General features: G+C 72.6%; 19 protein-coding genes. 11 read left to right on the top strand and 8 right to left on the bottom strand.

All coding sequences use genetic code 11. The annotated features are described in order from the left end of the window. Positions 1-179: 179 nt before the first annotated feature. On the bottom strand, positions 180-1,103 hold the full coding sequence (locus tag WFJ17_RS12660) for a LysR substrate-binding domain-containing protein (RefSeq protein ID WP_251438487.1): 924 nt from the start codon (positions 1,101-1,103) through the stop codon (positions 180-182). Positions 1,104-1,228: 125 nt separating this feature from the next. Between WFJ17_RS12660 and WFJ17_RS12655 the strand changes: the two genes are divergently transcribed. From WFJ17_RS12655 to WFJ17_RS12625, 7 genes are read left to right on the top strand one after another with little or no spacing between them, the layout of a single operon-like run. After that, positions 1,229-2,527: a flavin-containing monooxygenase gene (locus WFJ17_RS12655; RefSeq protein ID WP_251438488.1), complete on the top strand. Its 1,299-nt coding sequence runs from the start codon at positions 1,229-1,231 to the stop codon at positions 2,525-2,527. Next, positions 2,524-2,988, top strand: a complete 465-nt coding sequence (locus WFJ17_RS12650) for a RidA family protein (protein WP_251438489.1) — start codon at positions 2,524-2,526, stop codon at positions 2,986-2,988. The genes WFJ17_RS12655 and WFJ17_RS12650 overlap by 4 nt, the downstream gene beginning before the upstream one ends. Then, positions 2,985-3,656 (top strand): DUF1028 domain-containing protein, encoded by a 672-nt coding sequence (locus WFJ17_RS12645; RefSeq protein ID WP_251438490.1) that lies wholly within the window; start codon positions 2,985-2,987, stop codon positions 3,654-3,656. Before WFJ17_RS12650 ends, WFJ17_RS12645 begins: the two co-directional genes overlap by 4 nt. Next, positions 3,649-4,896 carry a M20 family metallopeptidase gene (locus tag WFJ17_RS12640; RefSeq protein ID WP_251438491.1) on the top strand — a complete coding sequence of 416 codons (1,248 nt, stop codon included), beginning with the start codon at positions 3,649-3,651 and terminating at the stop codon, positions 4,894-4,896. Before WFJ17_RS12645 ends, WFJ17_RS12640 begins: the two co-directional genes overlap by 8 nt. Beyond that, positions 4,893-6,374: an aldehyde dehydrogenase family protein gene (locus WFJ17_RS12635; RefSeq protein WP_336648599.1), complete on the top strand. Its 1,482-nt coding sequence runs from the start codon at positions 4,893-4,895 to the stop codon at positions 6,372-6,374. Before WFJ17_RS12640 ends, WFJ17_RS12635 begins: the two co-directional genes overlap by 4 nt. A 49-nt stretch (positions 6,375-6,423) precedes the next feature. Continuing rightward, a complete protein-coding gene (locus tag WFJ17_RS12630; RefSeq protein ID WP_251438493.1) occupies positions 6,424-6,876 on the top strand; it encodes a hypothetical protein in 453 nt (150 codons plus the stop codon). Between the two features lie 44 nt (positions 6,877-6,920). After that, a complete protein-coding gene (locus WFJ17_RS12625) occupies positions 6,921-7,124 on the top strand; it encodes an AsnC family protein (RefSeq protein WP_251438494.1) in 204 nt (67 codons plus the stop codon). A 30-nt stretch (positions 7,125-7,154) separates the two neighbouring features. Here the strand turns inward: WFJ17_RS12625 and WFJ17_RS12620 are convergent, their stop codons facing one another. The 3 genes from WFJ17_RS12620 to WFJ17_RS12610 all read right to left on the bottom strand — a co-directional run bounded on the left by WFJ17_RS12620 (position 7,155) and on the right by WFJ17_RS12610 (position 11,215). Next, the gene (locus tag WFJ17_RS12620; RefSeq protein WP_251438495.1) at positions 7,155-8,189 is read right to left on the bottom strand and encodes a S66 family peptidase; all 1,035 of its coding nucleotides are present in this window, start codon (positions 8,187-8,189) and stop codon (positions 7,155-7,157) included. Between the two features lie 9 nt (positions 8,190-8,198). Continuing rightward, a complete protein-coding gene (locus tag WFJ17_RS12615; protein ID WP_336648598.1) occupies positions 8,199-9,164 on the bottom strand; it encodes a hypothetical protein in 966 nt (321 codons plus the stop codon). A gap of 182 nt (positions 9,165-9,346) precedes the next feature. Continuing rightward, positions 9,347-11,215, bottom strand: a complete 1,869-nt coding sequence (locus WFJ17_RS12610) for a phosphoenolpyruvate carboxykinase (GTP) (protein ID WP_336648597.1) — start codon at positions 11,213-11,215, stop codon at positions 9,347-9,349. A gap of 110 nt (positions 11,216-11,325) precedes the next feature. Between WFJ17_RS12610 and WFJ17_RS12605 the strand changes: the two genes are divergently transcribed. Further along, on the top strand, positions 11,326-12,765 hold the full coding sequence (locus WFJ17_RS12605; RefSeq protein ID WP_251438508.1) for a helix-turn-helix domain-containing protein: 1,440 nt from the start codon (positions 11,326-11,328) through the stop codon (positions 12,763-12,765). Between the two features lie 223 nt (positions 12,766-12,988). Here WFJ17_RS12605 and WFJ17_RS12600 read toward each other — a convergent pair whose 3' ends face one another. Then, on the bottom strand, positions 12,989-14,059 hold the full coding sequence (locus tag WFJ17_RS12600) for a winged helix DNA-binding domain-containing protein (protein ID WP_336648596.1): 1,071 nt from the start codon (positions 14,057-14,059) through the stop codon (positions 12,989-12,991). Between the two features lie 126 nt (positions 14,060-14,185). Here WFJ17_RS12600 and WFJ17_RS12595 point away from each other — a divergent pair, with 126 nt between their 5' ends. The 3 genes from WFJ17_RS12595 (at position 14,186) to WFJ17_RS12585 (ending at position 17,077) form a co-directional block, all read left to right on the top strand. Beyond that, positions 14,186-15,598 (top strand): ferredoxin reductase family protein, encoded by a 1,413-nt coding sequence (locus WFJ17_RS12595; protein ID WP_336648595.1) that lies wholly within the window; start codon positions 14,186-14,188, stop codon positions 15,596-15,598. A 33-nt stretch (positions 15,599-15,631) separates the two neighbouring features. Next, the gene (locus WFJ17_RS12590) at positions 15,632-16,183 is read left to right on the top strand and encodes an FMN-binding protein (RefSeq protein WP_251438511.1); all 552 of its coding nucleotides are present in this window, start codon (positions 15,632-15,634) and stop codon (positions 16,181-16,183) included. A gap of 81 nt (positions 16,184-16,264) precedes the next feature. Beyond that, the gene (locus tag WFJ17_RS12585) at positions 16,265-17,077 is read left to right on the top strand and encodes an FAD:protein FMN transferase (RefSeq protein ID WP_336648594.1); all 813 of its coding nucleotides are present in this window, start codon (positions 16,265-16,267) and stop codon (positions 17,075-17,077) included. Here WFJ17_RS12585 and WFJ17_RS12580 read toward each other — a convergent pair. From WFJ17_RS12580 to WFJ17_RS12570, 3 genes are all read right to left on the bottom strand, one after another. Further along, a complete protein-coding gene (locus WFJ17_RS12580; protein ID WP_336648593.1) occupies positions 17,061-18,080 on the bottom strand; it encodes a sensor histidine kinase in 1,020 nt (339 codons plus the stop codon). The two genes, WFJ17_RS12585 and WFJ17_RS12580, sit on opposite strands and share 17 nt — an antisense overlap. A 31-nt stretch (positions 18,081-18,111) precedes the next feature. Beyond that, positions 18,112-18,780: a response regulator transcription factor gene (locus WFJ17_RS12575; protein WP_251438514.1), complete on the bottom strand. Its 669-nt coding sequence runs from the start codon at positions 18,778-18,780 to the stop codon at positions 18,112-18,114. Between the two features lie 172 nt (positions 18,781-18,952). Continuing rightward, positions 18,953-20,407 (bottom strand): glyceraldehyde-3-phosphate dehydrogenase, encoded by a 1,455-nt coding sequence (locus tag WFJ17_RS12570; protein ID WP_251438515.1) that lies wholly within the window; start codon positions 20,405-20,407, stop codon positions 18,953-18,955. Positions 20,408-20,456: the final 49 nt, after the last annotated feature.

The following is a 20,456-nucleotide window of genomic DNA, read 5'->3' as shown; positions in this document are numbered from 1 at the left end:
TCACCCAACGACCCCGGAAGGAACCCCCACACGCCCCTCACCCAACGACCCCGGAAGGAACCCCCACACGCCCCTCACCCAACGACCCCGGAAGGAACCCCCACACGCCCCCGCTCAACGACCCCGGAAGCCCAACGACCCCGGAAGGAACACCCACACGCCCTCGACCGCCGGCGGCATCAGCGCGGATCGGTGCCGAACAGCTCGCGGGCGAGAGCGGCCACCGCCCGCGTCCGCGCGGTCGGCCGCACCCGTGCGACCCGGGCGAAGCACACCTCGAGCGGGGGCGCCTCACCGGCGATCGGTAGCGCCCGGAGCGCGCCCCCGTCGTAGGTCGTGGCGGCGAGCGGCACCTGGTTCAGGATCGAGTAGCCGTGACCGCGGGCGACGAGCGAACGCACCGTCTCGTAGCTGTGCGAGCTGTAGCGCACCCGCGGCGCGACGCCGGCGTCCTCGAGGATGCCCAGGAAGTACTCCCGCGAGTGCGGCAGGTCGAGGAGCACGAGCTCGCTCTCGGCGAGGTCCGCCAGCGCGATCCCGGCACGATCGGCGAGCGGGTGATCGGCGGCGAGGATCACGTGCGGAGCCGCCGAGAAGAGCGGATCGAAGGCCAGGTCGTGCACCCGCCCGAAGTCGTAGACGATGCCGCCCTCGACCGCGCCCGAGAGCAGCAGCTCGGTCGTGCCCTCCATGTCGGCCTCGATGATCTCGATGCGCAGGTCGGGATGCTCCTGCTCGACGCGCGAGATGAGGCGCGGCAGCACGAACGGCGCGAGGGTGACGAAGCACGCCAGTCGCAGGGTGCCGCGCACCTGATGGTGGCGGCCTCGGACGGTGTCCGCCATCTCCTCCACCTGCGCGAGCAGGGACTGCGCGTCGTGCAGCAGCTGCTCGCCCGCCTCCGTCAGCGCGAGGCCCTTGCTGCGCTGGCGCACGAACAGCTGCACGCCCAGGGACCGCTCCAGCTGGGCGATCGCCGTCGACACCGCCGACTGGGCGACGTGCAGGTCGACGGACGCCTCGGTCATCGAGCGGTAGGACGCGGCGGTGACGAAGTACCTCAGCTGGACGAGGGTCATGTCGGCGCTGTGCAGTCTGGCCATGCCTCACAGTATCAATCAGATTGATGCACGTCTTCGATTCTGTGAAGTGTACAGATATCAGCGTTCTCGGGAGCATGGAGGAGCAGCAGCACCAGAGCAGGAAGAACGGCGCAGTGGAGGAACGGATGTCGCACGAAGAGGTGGAAGTGCTGGTCGTCGGCGCCGGCCAGGCGGGCATCGCGATGAGCGAGCACCTGAGCCGGGCCGGCATCGGGCACCTGGTGGTCGAGCGGGATCGCATCGCGGAGCGCTGGCGCTCCTGGCGCTGGGACTCGCTGGTCGCCAACGGGCCCGCGTGGCACGACCGGTTCCCCGGCCTCGAGTTCGACGTGGACCCCGACGCCTTCGCGGGCAAGGAGCAGGTCGCCGACTACCTCGTCGCCTATGCCGAGAAGTTCGAGGCGCCGATCCGCACCGGCGTCGAGGTGCAGAGCGTCACCCGGCTCCCGGGCCGGCCGGGCTTCCGGGTGCAGACCGACCAGGGCACGATCGACGCCCGCTATGTGGTCGCCGCGACCGGCCCCTTCCAGCGCCCGATCATCCCCGCCGTCGTGCCGGAGGACGCCGGCATCCACCAGATCCACTCGAACCAGTACCGCAATCCGGCACAGCTCCCGGAGGGCGCGGTGCTCGTGGTCGGCGCCGGATCCTCAGGCGTGCAGATCGCCGACGAGCTGCGCCGCTCCGGGCGCGAGGTCTTCCTCGCGGTGGGTCCGCACGACCGGCCGCCGCGCAGCTACCGCGGCCGGGACTTCTGCTGGTGGCTGGGCGTGCTCGGCAAGTGGGACATGGCCGCTCCCCCGGTGGGCGCCGAGCACGTGACGATCGCCGTGAGCGGCGCGCACGGCGGGCGCACGGTCGACTTCCGAGCCCTCGCCGCGACCGGGGTCACCCTGCTCGGCCGCGCCGGCGCCTTTGAGGACGGCGTGCTCGCGATCGCCCCCGACCTGCGCGCGAACATCGCCGCGGGCGACGCGAACTACCTCTCCGTGCTGGACGAGGCCGACGCCTACGTGCGGCGCAACGGGCTCGACCTGCCCGAAGAGCCGGAGGCGCACGTGATCGGCCCGGATCCGGAGAGCCTCACGCACCCGATCCTCACGCTCGACCTGCAGGCCGCGGGCATCGCCTCGATCGTGTGGGCGACCGGTTTCGCGCTCGACTACTCCTGGCTGCAGATCGACCCCGAGGCCTTCGACGAGCGGGGCCGCCCCCGCCATCAGCGCGGCGTCTCGGCCGAGTCGGGGGTCTACTTCCTCGGCCTGCCCTGGCAGTCCCGCCGCGGATCCAGCTTCCTCTGGGGCGTCTGGCACGATGCGCGCTACATCGCCGACCAGATCGGCATCCAGCGCGGCTACACCGCGTACCGTCCCGCATCCGAGCCCTCGGAACCCGCCCTCGTCACGTCAGGAGTCGCCCGATGACCGCGCACACCCGCATCCGCCCCTTCAACACGAAGGTCACCTACCCCGAGCAGAACCTCGACAACGATCTCTGCCAGGCCGTCGTCGCGAACGGCGTCGTGTACCTGCGGGGACAGATCGGCCAGGATCTGGACACCAGGGAGTCGGTGGGGATCGGCGACGTCGAGGCCCAGGCGGAGAAGGCCATGGCCAACATCGCGATGCTGCTGGAGGAGGCCGGATCCTCGCTCCAGGACATCGTCAAGGTCGTCGTCTACATCATCGACCCCCGCTACCGGGAGACCGTCTACCGGGTGATGGGCCGCTGGCTCACCGGCGTGTTCCCGGTCTCGACGGGGCTGGTCGTGAGCGCCCTCGCCCGCCCGGAATGGCTCGTCGAGATCGACGCGACAGCCGTCATCAGCACCCCGGCCGACCGCGCCGACGGCCGCGACTCCGCCCTCGACGAGGCGACGCGATGACGTTCTCGATCGTCGCCCGCGACGAGACAGGGGCGTTCGGATCCGCGATCTCGTCGTCCTCGCCCGCGGTCGCCGCCCGCTGCGTGCACCTGGCCGACGGCGTCGGGGCCGTGAACTCGCAGAACATCACGGATCCGCGCCTCGGACCGATCCTGCTCGACGCCCTGCGCGGCGGCGCGTCGTCCGAGGAGGCCCTGGCCGCCGCGGTCGCCGGCACGGCGCACATCGCCTTCCGCCAGCTCCTCGTCGTCGATGCGGCGGGGCGCGCGGCCGTCTACTCGGGCGAGCGCGCGCTCGGCAACGTCGGCGCCGCCACCGGCTCCGGGGTCGCCGCGGGCGGCAACATGCTCGCCTCGACGGACATCCCGCAGCTCATGGTCGACGCGTTCGCCGCCGCCGAGGGCGACCTCGAGCGGCGCCTGCTCGCGGCCCTGCAAGCGGCCGTCGCCGCCGGCGGCGAGGAGGGCCCTGTGCACTCCGCCGGGCTCTCCGTGGTGCGCGACGCCGGCTGGCGGGTCACGGACCTCCGGGTCGACTGGACGGACGGGGATCCGATCGCCGAGCTCGGCACCCTGCTGGAGCTCTGGCTCCCGCAGCGCGACGACTACGTCACGCGGGGCCTGGATCCCTCGGCCGCCCCCGCGTACGGAGTGCCCGGCGATGCGTGAGACCGGCGCGCTCAAGGACGCGGCGGACGCGGTCGTCGCCGCCGCATCCGCCGACCTGATCCGGCTCTCCGAGGCGCTGCACGCGGATCCGGAGACCGCATGGCAGGAGCACCGCTCGGCGGCCCGGGTCGCCGAGGCCCTCGCCGCCGGCGGGTTCCGCCTGACGCCCGGATACCTGGGGCTTCCGACCGCGTTCCTCGCCGAAGCCGGCTCGGGTCCCACAGTCATCGGGATCATGGCGGAGTACGACGCCCTCCCTGGCCTCGGGCACGCATGCGGGCACAACCTGATCGCCGCGAGCGCGGTCGGCGCGGGGCTCGCACTCGCCCCGCTCGCCGACGAGCTGGGGCTCACCGTGCGCGTCTACGGCACACCGGCGGAGGAGGGCGGCGGCGGCAAGATCGAGCTGATCGAGGCCGGGGCGTTCCGGGATCTCGCCCTCGCGCTCATGGTGCATCCCGCACCCGTCGACGTCGCCGAGGCGCGGCCGTTCGCCGTCTCGCACAGCCACATCGCCTACGACGGGGTCTCCGCGCACGCCGCCGCGTACCCCGATCAGGGCGTCAACGCGAACGATGCGTTCCTGGTCGCGCAGGTCGCCATCGGCCTGCTCCGCCAGCAGCTGCCCGCCGACACCCGTGTGCACGGCGTGCAGACCGTCGGCGGGTACGCGCCGAACGCCATCCCGGAGCGGACCGAGGGGCGCTGGTACGTGCGCGCGAACTCCCTCGCCGAGCTGGAGGTGCTCGAGGCGCGGGTGAACCGCTGCTTCGAGGCGGGGGCGCTCGCCAGCGGTGCGACGCTGCGGATCACTCCGGAGAGCAAGCCCTACGCGGAGTTCCGCACCGACGAGCGCGCCCTGGCCGCCTATCGCCGCAATGCGCTCGCCCGCGGGCGGGTGTTCGCCGATCCCGCGGTCGCCGGCCGCATGAACCGCGCGTCGACGGACATGGGCAACGTCTCGCAGCTCGTCCCCGCGATCCACCCCTACATCGGGGTCGGATCGCTGCCGTACGGCAACCATCAGAAGGAGTTCGCGGCGGCCTGCGTGGGCCCCGTCGCGGAGCAGGCCCTGCGGGACGCAGCCGTCCTCATGGCGTGGACGGTGATCGACGTCTTCGCCCCGGATCCGCGGGCCTCGGACACCCCGGCCGGCCGGGGCGCCGAGGACCGCCCGCACGACCGCGACTCCGACGACCCGCAGCACGATCAGACCACCCTCAAGGAGAGCGCCGCATGAGCACCATCGACTGGACCGCACGCAGCCGCAGCCTCGGCATCGACGGACGCGCCGTGATCGACGGCCGCCGCGTCGTTGCGTCCGACGGCGCGACGATCACCGTGCAGAGCCCGGGCTCGCTCGCCCACCTGGCCGACCTCGCCTCCGGCACCACGGACGACGTCGACAGGGCGGTCGGCGTCGCCCGGCGCGCCTTCGACGCCGGATCCTGGAGCCGCCGGGCGGCGGCCGACCGCGGTCGGGTGCTCGTGCGGCTCGCCGACCTGATCATGGCGAACCTCGAAGAGCTCGCCCTGCTGGAGACCCTCGACTCGGGCAAGCCGATCGCGCAGACCCTGACGGTCGATGTGCCGGGCACCGCCGAGACGTTCCGCTGGTACGGCGAGCTCGCCGACAAGCGGTTCGATGAGATCCCCGCCACGCCGCCCGGATCCACGGCCCTCGTGCGGCGCGTTCCGCTGGGCGTCGTCGGCGCGATCACGCCGTGGAACTACCCGCTCGAGATCGCGGCCTGGAAGCTCGCCCCCGCCCTCGCGAGCGGGAACAGCGTCGTGCACAAGCCCGCGACCGAGACCTCGCTGAGCGCGCTGCGCCTCGCGGATCTGGCACTCGAGGCGGGAGTTCCCGCGGGGGTGCTGAACGTCGTGCCGGGTCGCGGATCCGTCGTCGGCGAGCGCATCGCGCAGCATCCCGACATCGACGTGCTCGCCTTCACCGGTTCGACCGCCGTCGCGAAGCGGCTCATGATCAGCGCCGGCACCTCGAACATGAAGCGCGTGGCGCTGGAGGCGGGCGGGAAGAGCTCGAACCTCGTGTTCGCCGACGCCGACCTCGAGGCCGCCGCGGCGAAGGCCGCGTTCGGCGCGTTCTACAACCAGGGGCAGGTGTGCTCGGCGAACTCGAGGATCCTGGTGCAGCGCGCCGTGCACGACGAGTTCGTCGCCCTTCTCGCCGCGGCGTCGCAGGAGTACGCCCCGAGCGACCCGCTCGCGGGCGCCGAGGGGAACGGCAGCCTGATCAGTCGCGCGCACGCCGACGAGGTGTCCGCCGCGATCGCGCGGGCGGCCGCCGACGGCGAGCTCGTGGCGGGCGGAGACCGGGTGACGATCACCGGATCCGACGCCTACCTGCGCCCCGCGATCGTCACCGGTCTCGGCGCCGACCACGACCTGCATCATGTCGAGGTGTTCGGTCCGCTCGTGGCGGTGCTGGGCTTCGACGACGAGGACGAGGCGATCCGGCTCGCGAACGACACGGAGTACGGCCTGGCCGCGTCGCTGTGGACGAGCGACTTCGGTCGCGCGCACCGGGTGGCGGAGCGTCTCGTCGCCGGCACCGTGTCGGTCAACACCGTCGACGCCCTGGGGCTCACCACGCCGTTCGGCGGGTTCCGCCAGTCGGGATTCGGCCGCGATCTCTCCCGGCATGCGGTGGACAACTACACCGACTGGAAGACCACCTGGTTCCAGCACGGCTGAGGGGCACGCCCGCGGGGCCTCGGCGCATCACGGAAGGGAGAGCACGGGGATGGCAGCGACGACACGGGTCGCCTGGACCGGACTGCAGGGGGCGGTGCTCCTCGCATCGGCCGGCTGCGTCGTCGTGCACCTCGCGCTGCTGCTGCCGGCGCCGTCGCCCCTCGGCCTGGCGATGCTCGCCCTCGCCGCCGGGTGCCTGCTGTGCCTGCGCCCGCGCCGGACCGCTCCGCCCGACACCGCCTGGGGCGGGGCGCTGGCGATGTCGGCCGGCATGCTGCTGCTGCACGTGGCGTCGAGCGGATCCGGGATCGGCGGGCACCGGCATCCGGCGCCTCCGAGTACCGCGTCCGGTCTCGACGCCCTGCACGGCGCCGCCCTGACCCTCGGCAGCACGGAGCTCGCGCTGCTCATGACGGCGGCCGTGGCCATCGGCATCGCGCGCCGGCGGCGTCTCGTCCGCTCCTTCGCCGACAGCGGAACGGGATCCGTCAACGTCGATTGACATCGCCCCTCATGTCAACCAGCATTGACATACAGGAGGATGCCATGACGAAGACGGCGAACGATCTGGACCCGCAGGGCGAGCCCCTCGCCGAACTGCACCGGCTGGTCGCGGTGCGCCGCGACATCGCCCGCGCCGAGGAGGTGCAGGTGCGCCGGGCGCGCGCCGCCGGATACTCCTGGCAGGCGATCGCCAGCGCCCTGGGCATCACCCGGCAGGCGGCGCACCGCCGCTTCGGTCGCCGCTGACCGCAGCGGCGGCGCACCGGCCCCGAAGCCTCAGGCGTAGTCGGCGGTGATGACCCGGCGCGCGCCGTCGAGCACCATCCGGCCCCCGTAGGGCAGGATCCACTGCGGCCGGGTGTGCCCGAACGGCACGCCCACGCACACCACCGCTTCGGGGTTGTAGCGGGCCATCGCCGCGAGCACGGCGTCGCGCTGCGCCGCCCGCGCCGCCGCGCGCTCCCCCACGGACGGGACGACCTCGTGCGTGCTCGCCGGCGGACGCGCGACCACCACCCCGGCCGCGCGGGCGAGCAGTCCGCGCTCCCCGTAGGCGCGCAGCTGCTCCGCCACCGCAGGCGCGGGCGTCAACCGCTCGCTCGTCTCCAGGAGCAGGATCGCGCCGTCCAGCTGCTCGTCCCGGGGGAAGCGGCCGGCGAGCGCGAGCTGGGACAGCACCTCCAGGCATCCGCCCCAGGTCCGTCCCTGGACGCGCGCCGCCGGCCCCGCCCAGACCCACGGCGAGACGGGCTCCCGCTCCCCGTACCGCGTGAGTGCGGCCGGTTCCTGCCAGCGCACGCCGAAGTCCTCCGACTCCCCCGGCTCGTCGAGCTCGATCTCGCCGCCGTCGAGCAGCGCGGCGCGCAGGGAGCGCACGTGGATCCCGTCGACCCGCGGACCGGGCCCCAGGTGCACCTGCGTGGATCCGCCGTGGAAGGCCGCGATCCCCTGCCGCCAGAGCCAGTCGAGGATGTTCGTGTTGTCGCTGTATCCCAGGAACGGCTTGGGGTCGACCCGCGCCACGGCCGGGTCGAGATGCGGGGTCACCAGGATCTGATCGTCGCCGCCGATCGTGGAGACGATCGCGCGGATCGCCGGGTCCGCGAAGGCGGCGTTGACATCCGCCGCGCGCGCCTGCGGGGACGCACCCAGGAGCCGGGTGGTGGGGTATTCCACCGGCACGAGGCCGGTGATCTCCTGCAGCCGCCGCATCGCCTGCTCGTGGACGGGGATGGAGACGGCGGGCGCCGCGAACGCCGGCGAGAGCACCGCGACCCGGTCGCCGGGCCGGGCCTTGGGAGGGAGCTGCATCGCCCCAGCCTAGGCGGCGGGGGTGCGCCCGATGTCGTCACCGGCCCAGCGCAGGATGCGCAGGGCGCGGAGCGTGACCCAGCGGCTCGGGAACCCCTCGCGTTCGCCGTCCAGCTCGAACGGGATCGGGCCCGGGTGCTCGTTCTCCAGCGCCCAGCGACCGTCGGCGCGGCGTCGCGCGCGCAGCAGGGCGAGCGCCTCGTCGCACCGCGGGTCCGGTTCCGGGCGGGAGCGGCGCAGGTAGTCCAGCCCCCGCACGACGTCGTAGTACCAGCGCACCGGGTAGGAGGCCATCGTGAACCGCGGGTCGATGACCGCTCCGGTGCGCCTGCTCAGGAACAGCCGGCGCTCCAGCAGATACTCCTCGGCCGCGAGGCGCGCCGTGCGCGACTCGACGGTGCCGCCGGTGGCCTGCTCCCAGTCCCACAGGCCCTCGAGCACGCAGATCGTGGAGTGCAGCGAGGAGACCCCGGCGCCGTACTCGGCCCAGCAGTTCCATCCGCCGTCGGCGAGCTGCCCGTCGAGGATCGTGCGGACGACCGCGTCGCCGGACTCGCCGACATAGGACGCGATCGAGAGCACGACGCCGTTGATGCACGGCTCGGTCTCCCCGTCGAAGTACCGGGGCGCGTCGTCCTGGTCCCAGCGCACCCGTTCACGCACGCGGGTCACGGCGCTCCGCATCCGCGGGTCCGCGGGGTCGGCGCCGAGGTCGACGAGCTGCTGCTTGCTGAAATGGGTCGCGGTCCACGCGTCGTACATCGGGCGCTCCTCGTCGACCCAGCCCGGGCGGTACACGCCGCCGTCCCAGAGGCCGTCCTCGGCCTGCAGAGCGAGCAGGCGTGCTCCCCAGCCCTCCCGCGCAACCCGGGCCCGCTCGGCCGCGACCGCCTCCGGCCCGGCATCGGTCAGATCCCGGAGGACCTGCCACCGGATCGCGGGATCCCCCTGCATCAGGTACTCGATGACGTCCATGACGCGACGCTACCCCCGCTCTGCAGGCGCGGGACGGCTGCGCTGCGCCGCCGAGCGGAAGACGGCATCGGCGCACGAACGAAGAACGCGGCGACAGGACGCCGGGGACCACTCAGCTTTTCATCCCCTGCGTCCCGCCGCCGCGGGCTGGTGGATCCGGCGCGAGGCACCGGATCACGTCATCACGCGCTCGCGAGGCGGTAGCGCAGCGAGGCGAGCTCGGTCGTCAGCGCCGCCGGGAGGCGGTCGCCGAAGGTCGCGAAGAACTCCTCGGTCGAGTCGGCCTCGCGGCTCCACGACGCGGTGTCGACGCGGAACAGCTCCGCGAGGTCCTCGTCGGTCACATCCGCGCCCTCGAGGTTGAGGTCCTCGATCTTCGGCAGCCGGCCGATGGGGCTGTCGACGGCGCCGACCTCGCCCTCGATGCGACGGATGATCCAGTCGATCACGCGGGCGTTGTCGCCGAATCCGGGCCACAGGAACCGGCCGTCGGAGCCGCGGCGGAACCAGTTCACCTGGAGGATGCGCGGCGCCTTGTCGAAGCGGACGCTGCGGCCCATCTTCAGCCAGTGCGCGAAGTAGTCGCCCATGTTGTAGCCGCAGAAGGGCAGCATCGCGAACGGGTCGCGGCGCAGCTCGCCGAGCGTGCCCTCGGCCGCGGCCGTGCGCTCGGACGAGATGGTCGCACCGAGGAAGACGCCGTGGCTCCAGTCCGTCGCCTCGACGACGAGCGGCACGTTGGTGGCGCGGCGGCCGCCGAAGAGGATCACGTCGAGGGGCACGCCCTCCGGGTCCTCCCAGTCCTCCGCGATCTGCGGGCACTGGGCCGCGGAGACCGTGAAGCGCGAGTTCGGGTGCGCCGCGGGGCGACCGCTCTCCGGCGTCCACGCGTTGCCCTCCCAGTCGATGAGGTTGGCGGGCGCCTCGTCGGTCAGCCCCTCCCACCAGACGTCGCCGTCGGGACGCAGCGCCACGTTCGTGAAGATCGTGTTGCCCCAGAGCGTCTCGACCGCGGTCACGTTGGTCGACTCGCCGGTGCCCGGCGCGACGCCGAAGAAGCCGGCCTCCGGGTTGATCGCCCGCATGCGGCCGTCGGCACCGGGGCGGATCCAGGTGATGTCGTCGCCGAGGGTCTCGACCTTCCAGCCGGGGATCGTCGGGCGGAGCATCGCGAGGTTGGTCTTGCCGCACGCCGACGGGAACGCGGCCGCCACGTGGTAGGCCTTGCCCTGGGGCGAGACGACGCGGATGAGCAGCATGTGCTCGGCCATCCAGCCCTCGTCGCGGGCGAGCACGGAGGCGATGCGCAGCGCGAAGCACTTCTTGGCGAGGATCGCGTTGCCGCCGTATCCCGAGCCGAAGGAGTAGACCTCGAGCGTGTCGGGGAAGTGCACGATCCACTTCTCGTCGTTGCACGGCCAGGTGGTGTCGGCCTCGCCCTCGGCGAGGGGGGCGCCGACCGAGTGGACGGTGCGCACCCACTGCGTCCCCTCCGCGATCTGGCGGACCACCGCCGCGCCGACGCGGGTCATGATGCCGATCGAGGCGACCGCGTAGGCGCTGTCGGTGATCTGCACGCCGATCTGCGAGATGGGGCCGCCGACCGGGCCCATCGAGAACGGCACGACGTACATCGTGCGACCGCGCATGGAGCCCTCGAAGATCTCGGTCATCTTCGCGTGCATCTCGACGGGGTCAGCCCAGTTGTTCGTGGGGCCGGCGTCGATCTCCTTCTCGGAGGCGATGAAGGTGCGGCCCTCGGTGCGCGCGACGTCGCTGGGGTGCGAACGGGCGAGGTAGGAGCCGGGGCGCCACTCGGGGTTCAGCTTGATGAGCTTGCCCTCGTCGACGAGCTCGTGCAGCAGCGCGTCGTTCTCGGCCGCGGAGCCGTCGATCCAGTGCACGCGGTCGGGCTGGGTCAGGGCACGGATCTCCTCGACCCACGCCGACAGCTCGGCGAAGGCCGGGGTGTCGTACTCGGGAGCCGCACCGTACTCGCGCACGGGGGCGAGGGGGGAGATCCGCGGGGTGGACGTCTCGGCGATAGCCATGGTCTGCTCCTTAAAGGGTGGGGCGTTACACCCATCTTGCGCCAGCATTTGCCAGTCTTTGTGTCATTTGCGGCGTCAAGAAACTCAATTCTTTCGCTAGTATCAATTCCATGGCCTCCGGACTCGAGCTCACCACCCTCGGACATCGCATCCGTCATCACCGCACCCGCACCGGCATGACGCTGGACGAGCTGGGCGCTGCCGTCGGCGTCGCCGGATCCCAGCTCAGCCTCATCGAGAACGGGAAGCGCGAACCGAAGCTGTCGCTGCTGCAGGCGATCGCCGACGCGACGGGCACCGAGGTGAGCGACCTGATCTCGGGCGAGCCGCCGAACCGGCGTGCGGCGCTGGAGATCGAACTGGATCGCGCGCAGTCCAGCCCGGTGTTCCGTCAGCTGGGCATCTCTCCGGTGCGGGTGAGCAAGGGCATGCCGGACGAGACGATCGAGTCGATCCTCGGCCTGCACCGCGAACTGCACCGGCGCGAGCGCGAGGCGATCGCCACGCCGGAGGAGGCCCGCCGCGCGAACACGGAGCTGCGGCTGAAGATGCGCGCCCTGGACAACCACCTGCCGGAGATCGAGGCGCTCGCCGAGAAGCAGCTCCGCGCCGCCGGGCACTCCTCCGGGGCACTCACGCACCGCACGGTCAGCATCATGGCCGAGCAGCTCGGCTTCGAGCTGCTCTACGTCGACGACCTGCCGCACTCCACGCGCTCGGTGACCGATCTCGAGCACGGGCGGATCTACCTGCCGCCGGCGTCGATCCCGGGCGGCCACGGCCTGCGCTCCATGGCGCTGCAGGCGATGGCGCACCGGCTGCTCGGGCACACTCCCCCGACGGACTACGCGGACTTCCTGCAGCAGCGGCTCGAGATCAACTACTACGCGGCCTGCTGCCTCATCCCGGAGACGGCCGGCGTCGCCTTCCTGCAGCAGGCGAAGAAGGACCGCAACCTCGCCGTGGAGGACTTCCGCGACGCGTTCGGGGTGACCCATGAGGCGGCGGGCATGCGCATGACCAACCTCATGACCACCCACCTCGACATGCGCCTGCACTTCCTGCGCGTCGACGAGTCGGGGGCGCTCACCCGCGTGTACGAGAACGACGACCTGCCGCTGCCGACCGACGTCACCGGATCCGTCGAGGGCCTCACCGTGTGCCGCAAGTTCTCGGCCAGGGCGGCCTTCAGCCAGCGCAACCGCACCACCGAGCACTACCAGTACACCGACACGCCCTCGGGGACCTTCTGGTGCTCGACCCAGACCGGATCCACCGACGGCGGCGGCTTCTCGATCACGGTCGGCGTGCCGTTCGACGACGCCCGCTGGTGGCGCGGACGGGAGACCGGCGACCGCGCGCAGTCGACCTGCCCCGACGAGGCGTGCTGCCGTCGCGCCCCGGCGGGCATCGCCGAGCGGTGGAGCAGCAAGGCCTGGCCGAGCGCCCGCGTGCACACGCACATGTTCTCGCCGCTCCCCCGCGGCGCCTTCCCCGGCGTCGACGACAACGAGGTGTACTCCTTCCTCGACCGGCACGCCGCCCAGTAGGCGCGGCCCGCTCCGGCCGGTCCGGCGTGGAACTCTGCAGGATCCTGCGACGAATGCAGGAAGGATCCGCCGTTTCCGTCCTGTCTTCGTCGATTGATCCTGCATCCGGGCCGGGTGGCCGGGGACCCGGACCCGGGCCGCTGGGTGTCCGGCCAGCTGCTCGAGTCGGACGGCGCGTTCTCCGCCGAGCTCTGAAGCGGTCTGGGGTCCGACGGGGGCCGTCTCAGTGCGCCGAGACGAAGTCGGCGTAGCGACGCAGGGCCGCGGTGACGGCCTCCGGGTCGGGAGCCGGCTCTCCGTCGAAGAGCTCGGGGATCGGCGCGTCGCGGTGCCGTCCGACGGCCGCGGAGTGTGTCCACGCGCCGGCGACGCGCCCCGCGGTGAGCAGGCTCGCCCGCACCATCCCGTTCTTCCCGGGGCCGATCAGCGCCATGCTCTGCGCCGAGGCCACCGCGGACCGGTCGGCGTAGGAGATGTAGTACTCGTCGAACATCGGGAGCGCGAGCGTCGCCGCATCATCGGCGCCGGATGCGCGGCGCGGGCGCATGGCCCCGAGGTACACGCCCTCCGCACGCTCGGTCACCCGTCCCCGTGCGCGTTCGGCCGCCTCGCGTGCCGTGGTGATCGGAAGTCCCGACCACCACGCGAAGTCCGCGACCGTCACCGGGCCGTGTCCGTCGACGTAACGGACGAACAGCTCGGCGAGCGGATCCTCCGGCGGCGCGGTCTCCGGGATCCACTCGTCGGCGAGGACGAACAGCTGCTCGCGGGACACCGCGTCGTCGCGATGCACGACGGGCCCCTGCACGAGGATCCCCCGCACGTTGAGCGCATAGATGAGGTGCACGCCGCGCTGCCCCGCGGGGTCGACGCCGATCTCGACCAGGTCGTCGAAGAGCTGGGCCCTGGTGCGCCCGCCGTCGGCAAGGCGCTCACGGAACGCCGCCTCGACCCGGGCGACGAGCGCGTCGTCGATGCCGAGCTGGCGCTGCCGGGTCGCATCCTGGCGGAGTTGCCGCTCCCCCGTCACCGACAGCACCCAGCGCAGGTCTTCGGAGGGGATCACGTGCAGCGTGCCGCGCATGGTGTGGGTGCGCACGAGCTCGCCCCGGTCGAACGCGGCATCGACCGCGGCGAGCGTCGGTGCGCCCGAGGAGCGGATCCCGAGCGCCCAGCGGCCGGCGAGGAACTCCTGACCCTGCACGGCGAGCAGGTGCCGGGCGGCGGCGACCGGAGTGCGCGCGGGGGCGGTGAGCCGATGCGAGCGCAGCCGCTCGCTCAGGAGTGCCGTCATGGGCTCCATCATGCCGTGCGCCGCGGACGTGCGCGGATCCCGGCGATCCCGATGAGTTTCCTATGACCCGGCTCAGGGCGGTCGATTCTTGGCCTTCTCTGTCAAGCGGCCTCCGACGATGGTGCCATGGCAACGCTCACCCCCCTCGCACCGGTCGGCCCGCTCGTCGCGGCGCGGGCGCACCGACGGCGCCCCGTGCTCTGGCGTCTCGCCGCGGTGACGCTGATCTGGGCGACGAGCCTCTTCGTGCTCGCGCTCTGGGTGAGCGGCGCCGGCATACAGTCCCTGCTGGCGTTCGACGGCGACACCCTGACCACGCTCGGACGACTCACCGGGCTCGTCTCCGCCAACCTCCTGCTGTACCAGGTGCTGCTGATGGCCCGCGTGCCGGTCTTCGAGCGCGGCTTCGGACGGGACGGCATCACGCGGCTGCACCGCCTCGTCGGCTTCTGGTCGTTCTGGCTGCTCCTGGCGCACCTCGTGCTCATCACGATCGGCTACGCGATCACGGCGCGCACCAACGTCCTCGTGCAGGCGTGGGACTTCGTCTGGGACTACCCCGGCATGCTCCTCGCGACGGCGGGCACCCTCCTGCTGATCCTCGTCGTGGTCACGTCGATCCGCCGGGCGCGGCGCCGGCTGCGGTACGAGTCCTGGCACCTGCTGCACCTGTACGGCTACCTCGGGGTCGGCCTCGCGATCCCGCACATGCTGTGGACCGGGGCGGACTTCACCGCGTCGGCCGGCGCCACCCTCTACTGGTGGGCGCTGTGGGCGGCCACCGCCGCGTGCGTGCTGTGGTTCCGGGTCGCGCTCCCGCTCGTGCGCAGCGCCCGGCACGGCCTCCGCGTGGTCGCGGTCGCCCCGGACGGCCGGGACGGCGTCTCGGTCCGCGTGGCCGGCCGCGACGTGCGCCGCCTCGGCGCCAGGGCGGGGCAGTTCTTCATCTGGCGGTTCCTCGACGGACCGGGCTGGACGCGAGGGCATCCGTTCTCCCTGGCCGCCGATCCGGCCGGCGGCGAGCTCGTGCTCTCCGCGCGCCGCGTCGGCGACGGGACCGACCGCCTCGCCGAGCTGCGCCCCGGCACGCGGGTCATGGTGGAGGGCCCCTACGGCCACATGACCGGCGAGCGCCGGAGCGGGTCGCGCCTGCTCATGCTCGGCGCCGGTGCGGGGGTCGCGCCCCTCGTGGCGCTCCTCGAATCCGAGCCGTACGCCCCCGGAGAGGCGATCCTCGTCACGCGCGACCACTCCGCCGCCCACGGACTGCGCCGCGCGGAGATCGACCGGCTCGCGATGTCCCGCGGGCTCGTGCACTACACGCTGCACGGGCGCCGCGCCGAAGAGGGCACGAGCTGGGTGCCCGCGACCCACGCCGGTTGGGACGGTGCGCAGCTGCTCCAGCGCATCGCCGGGGACCTGTCCCGGTACGACGTGTACCTCTGCGGGCCGATCCCGTGGATGCAGAGCATCCGCCGGGACCTGCGCACCGCCGGCGTCCCCGCCGAACGCATCCACAGCGAGGCCTTCGCCGTCTGAGCGACGGGCGACGGAACCGAAAGCGAGAGAACCATGAAGAAGATCGTCTACGCCGTCCTCGCCACGGTCACCGGGCTGGTGCTGCTGTTCAGCTACCGCACCTCCCTCGAAGCCGTCGCGCCGGCCGCGACCGGCGCCTCCGGAACGACGAAGAGCACGACCGGATCCGCCGGCGCCTCGAGCACGAGCGGATCCTCGTCGGCGTCAGCCTCGGGATCGGGGTCGGCGTCCGGATCCACGTCGGGGTCGACCTCGTCCGGAACCGGATCCTCCGGGACCGCGTCCGCCACGACGGCGAGCGGTCTCAAGGACGGCACCTTCACCGGTCAGGCGGCCGACACCCGCTACGGCGCCGTGCAGGTCGCGATCACCGTGTCGGGCGGGCAGATCACCGATGTGTCGGTGCCGCAGTACCCGAACACCGAGCGCCGCGACGAGGAGATCAACGCGCAGGCGCTCCCGATCCTCGTCTCGGAGACCAAGAGCGCCCAGTCCGCACAGATCGACATGGTCTCCGGCGCCACCTTCACCTCGGACGGCTACACGCAGTCGCTGCAGAGCGCGATCGACCAGGCGAAGGCATGATCGGGTCCCCGCCTGCCGCCGGGGACCGCACCGGCGGCCCCCCCCTCCGGTCCGCACCGCCACGTCGCCACGGCCGAGCTGATGGGAACGGTCGCGAGCGCGCACGTGCTCACCGCCTCCCGCTCCCCCGCGCCGGATGTCGCCGCGCGGATCGCCGCCGCCCAGGCCGCCGCGCTGGATGAGCTGCATGAGCTGGACGCGCTGTTCTCGCCGTTCCGCCCGGACTCGCAGATCTCCCTGCTGCGCGACGGGTCGCTGCGCCCCGAGGATGCGGATCCGCGGATCCTGCAGGTGTCGGAGGCCTGCGTCCGCCTCGCGGCGGCGAGCGGCGGGCGGTTCGATGCGAACCGGGACGGCTGGTTCGATCCGACCGGGTACGTCAAGGGTTGGGCCGTCGAGCAGGCGAGCGCCCGGCACCTCGCCCCGCTGCTCGCCGAGGACGACGTGGTCGCGGCCGGGCTCACCGCGGGGGGCGACATGCAGCTGCTCACCGCGCCCGGGGCGGACTGGGCCTGGAACGTCGGCATCGCGGACCCGCTCCGCCCCGGCGCCGTGCTGGCACGGGTGCCGTTGCGCGAGGGCGCCGTGGCGACCTCGGGACCGTCGGAGCGCGGCGCCCACATCATCGACCCGCGCCCTTCGCGAGCCCCGGGGACCGCACGCGCCATCGCCGGCGCCCCCACGGCGACCGTGATCGCCGAGCACCTGAGCGACGCCGACGCCTGGGCGACGGTCGCGGTGGTCGCGGGCTTCGACGACCTCACTTGGCTGCGTGACGCCCCCGACTGCTCGGGCATGCTCGTCGCCGCCGACGGGCGCATCCGCCGCTGGGCGCACGGGGTCGAGGTCACGATCGCCGAGGACGACCCGGCGCTCCTCATCCCCGGGCCGTGACCGCGGCCGGCAGGCGCAGCAGGAACGTGGTCCCCGCGTCCGACGTGTCCTCGATGCCGACGGATCCGCCGTAGCGCGTCGCCATGTCGCGGACCAGCGCGAGACCGAGGCCGAACCCGCGACGCCGTCCGGTCTCGGGGCCGCGGGCGAACCGCGTGAAGATCCGCTCCCGGTCCTCCGCGCGGATCCCGGGTCCGCGGTCGACGACCCGGAACTCCACGAAACCGCGGCCGGGGCCGTCGCCCGAAGCGACCGAGAGGGTCACGGACGAGCGCCGCGGGGCATGCTGCACGGCGTTGTCGAGGAGCGCCGTGCAGAGCCGGGTGACCGTCACCGCGGGCACCGCCACGGACAGCCCCGGAACGACCGCCGCCTGCAGCGCCACGTCCGCGTCCTCGGCGATCGGCCGGATCACCTCCACCGCGCCCTGCACCGCGGCCGCGGCGTCGGACGCCTCCGCCCGGACGGGCGCCTGGTCGGCCTGCGCGGCGAGAAGCAGCTCGGTGAGGATCTCGTCCATGACGGCGGTGTCGCTGCGGAGCCGGTCGAGGGCGTCGCCGATGTCCTCCCCGCGCGCGACACGACGCTGCAGGATCTGCACCCGGCTCGACAGTGCGGTGAGCGGGGTGCGCAGCTCGTGACTCGCATCGGCGACGAAATCGCGCTGCGCCTGCAGCGCCCCTTCGAGGGGCGCGACCGCACGCCGCGCCGTGAACCAGGCGATCAGTCCGAGCAGAGCGACCCCGACGACGCCGAGCACGACCACCCACGGCAGCACCCTGTCCACGTCGACGACGACGTGATCCGGGTTGTCGATGGCGAAGCCGCCGGGCCGGGGGCCCGCCGTGACGCGGTCGTCCCCCTGCGGCCGCGAGGTGGCGAGGATCACGGCGACGAGGATCCCGACGCCTGCGGCGATGACGACCGCCGAGGCGACGCCGGTCCAGAGGCCGATCTGACGCGCGGAGCGGCGCACCCGCTCGCGGTCGGCGGATCCGCTCATGACGCTGCCCCGCACCGTCGCGCCGGCCGCATCATCGCGGATCCCCCGCGCGATAGCCGCGTCCGCGCACGGTGTCGATCATCTCGGGCGCGGTCTTGCGGCGGATGTAGTGCACGTAGGTGTCGACGGTGCCCACGCCGTCCGCCGACGAGAACACGCCGCGCAGGATCTCCTCGCGGCTGAACACGCGCTCGGGGCTCGCCGAGAGGAACTCGAGGAACGCCGCCTCGGTCGCCGTCAGCGACACCCGGGCGCCGGTGGGCGAATGCAGCACCCAGGAGTCGGGGATGAAGGTCCAGTCGCCGATCTCCCGGCGGCGCCCCTCCGCCTGGAATCCCCGGCGCAGCGCGCGCAGCCGCGCCAGCAGCTCATCGAAGTCGAAGGGCTTGGTGAGATAGTCGTTCGCGCCGGCGTCGAGCCCCTCCACACGATCCGGCACCGCGCCGAGGGCGGTGAGCATGAGCACCGGCGTCGTGATGTGCGCCGTGCGGATCGCCGCGACGAGGCTCGCCCCGTCCATCCCGGGCAGCCGACGATCCACGAGCATGACGTCGTAGCGCTCGTCGAGAGCACGGCGCAGCGCCGCAGCGCCGTCCGTCACGTGGTCGACCGCATAGGTCTCGCCGAGCACCTCGAGGGACATCTCGGCGATGTCGGCATCGTCCTCGACGTAGAGCAGCCGCGGGCGGGCATCGGTCATGCGGACCTCCTGTCCTCACCACGATCTCACCACCGGCTCTCCCAGACGAGTCCAAGACGGCGCCGCGGATCGCGGATCGGTCTCCGCGCAGCGGAGACCTCGCGGACGCCGGGCGAGCTCGGCCCACGGCTCGGCTCGCCCGACGTCCGGGGAGGAGGAGACGGAGCGGGGTTCAGCCCTGCAGCGTGACCTCGCGGCGCACGGGCAGCACGACGGGGTGCGATCCCGCCATGACCTCGAGCACGCGGATCACCTGGCTGGAGTAGCCGAACTCGTTGTCGTACCAGACGTAGAGGATGACGTCGGTGCCGTTCGCGATCGTGGCGAGGCCGTCGACGATGCCGGCGCGGTGCGAGCCGACGAAATCGGTGGAGACGACCTCGGGCGACTCGACGTAGTCGATCTGCTGACGGAGCTTCGAGTGCAGCGAGACGCGGCGCAGGTAGTCGTTGAGCTCGGCCTTCTCGGCGGGGCGCTCCAGCGTCAGATGCAGCACGGCGAGGGACACGTCGGGGGTGGGCACGCGGATCGCGGATCCGGTGAGCTTGCCGGCGAGCTCGGGCAGCGCGCGGGCGACGGCCTTCGCGGCACCGGTCTCCGTGATCACCATGTTGAGCACCGCCGAGCGGCCGCGGCGGTCGCCGGAGTGGAAGTTGTCGATGAGGTTCTGGTCGTTGGTGAACGAGTGCACCGTCTCGACGTGACCGCGCACGATGCCGTACGCCTCGTCGACGGCCTTGAGCACCGGCGTGATGGCATTGGTCGTGCAGGACGCGGCCGACAGGATCCGGTCGCCGTCCTCGATCGTGTCGTGGTTGATGCCGTGCACGATGTTCTTCAGGTCGCCCTTGCCCGGTGCGGTGAGCAGCACGCGCGCGACGCCGGTCGATTCCAGGTGGCGGCTGAGGCCGGCCTCGTCGCGCCAGCGGCCGGTGTTGTCGACGACGATCGCGTCGTGGATGCCGTAGGCGGTGTAGTCGATCGTCGCCGGGTCGTTGGAGTAGATGACCTGGATCCGGGTGCCGTTGGCGATGAGCTGCGAGTTCTCCTCGTCGACGTCGACGGAGCCCTCGAAGCGCCCGTGCACGGAGTCGCGCAGCAGCAGCGAGGCGCGCTTGACGAGGTCGTTCTCGGCCCCCTTGCGCACCACGATCGCACGCAGGCGCAGCCCGCTGCCCCCGCCGGTGTGCGCGATGAGGATCCGCGCCAGCAGGCGGCCGATGCGGCCGAACCCGTAGAGCACGACGTCGGTCGGCTCGGCGGCCTCGGACGCCTCGCCGAGCGCCGGGGCGAGCTCGGCGCGCAGGCGCTCGAGGAGGGTCGCCTCGTCGCCCTGGACGTTCTCGACCAGACGGCCGACGTCGAGCGATGCGGCGGACGGGGCGAGCCGGCGCAGCGCCTCGAGCACCGCGAGCGTGTCCTCCAGCGCGAGCTCGTCGTGCCCGAGGGCGGCGACGCGCTCGTGCACCTCGAGGATCTCGGTCGTGGAGAGCCCGAGCAGGCGGTGCCCGTGCAGCGACGTCACCACGTCGCGATCTCGGTTCAGCCCGCCGATCAGCGGGATCATCCGCTCGGCGAGTTCTTCTCTGGCCTTCCAGTCGTCGCGGCGCGCGGCGAAGTCGTTCATCAGCGTCCTTGCAAGCAGATGCGCCAGGGATCGGTGGCGCGGAATCGGG

Source organism: Microbacterium sp. MMO-10, from assembly GCF_037148715.1.
GTDB lineage: Bacteria > Actinomycetota > Actinomycetes > Actinomycetales > Microbacteriaceae > Microbacterium.
The sequence above is the reverse complement of the archived record's forward strand: the minus strand, read 5'-3'. Positions and strand labels throughout refer to the sequence as shown.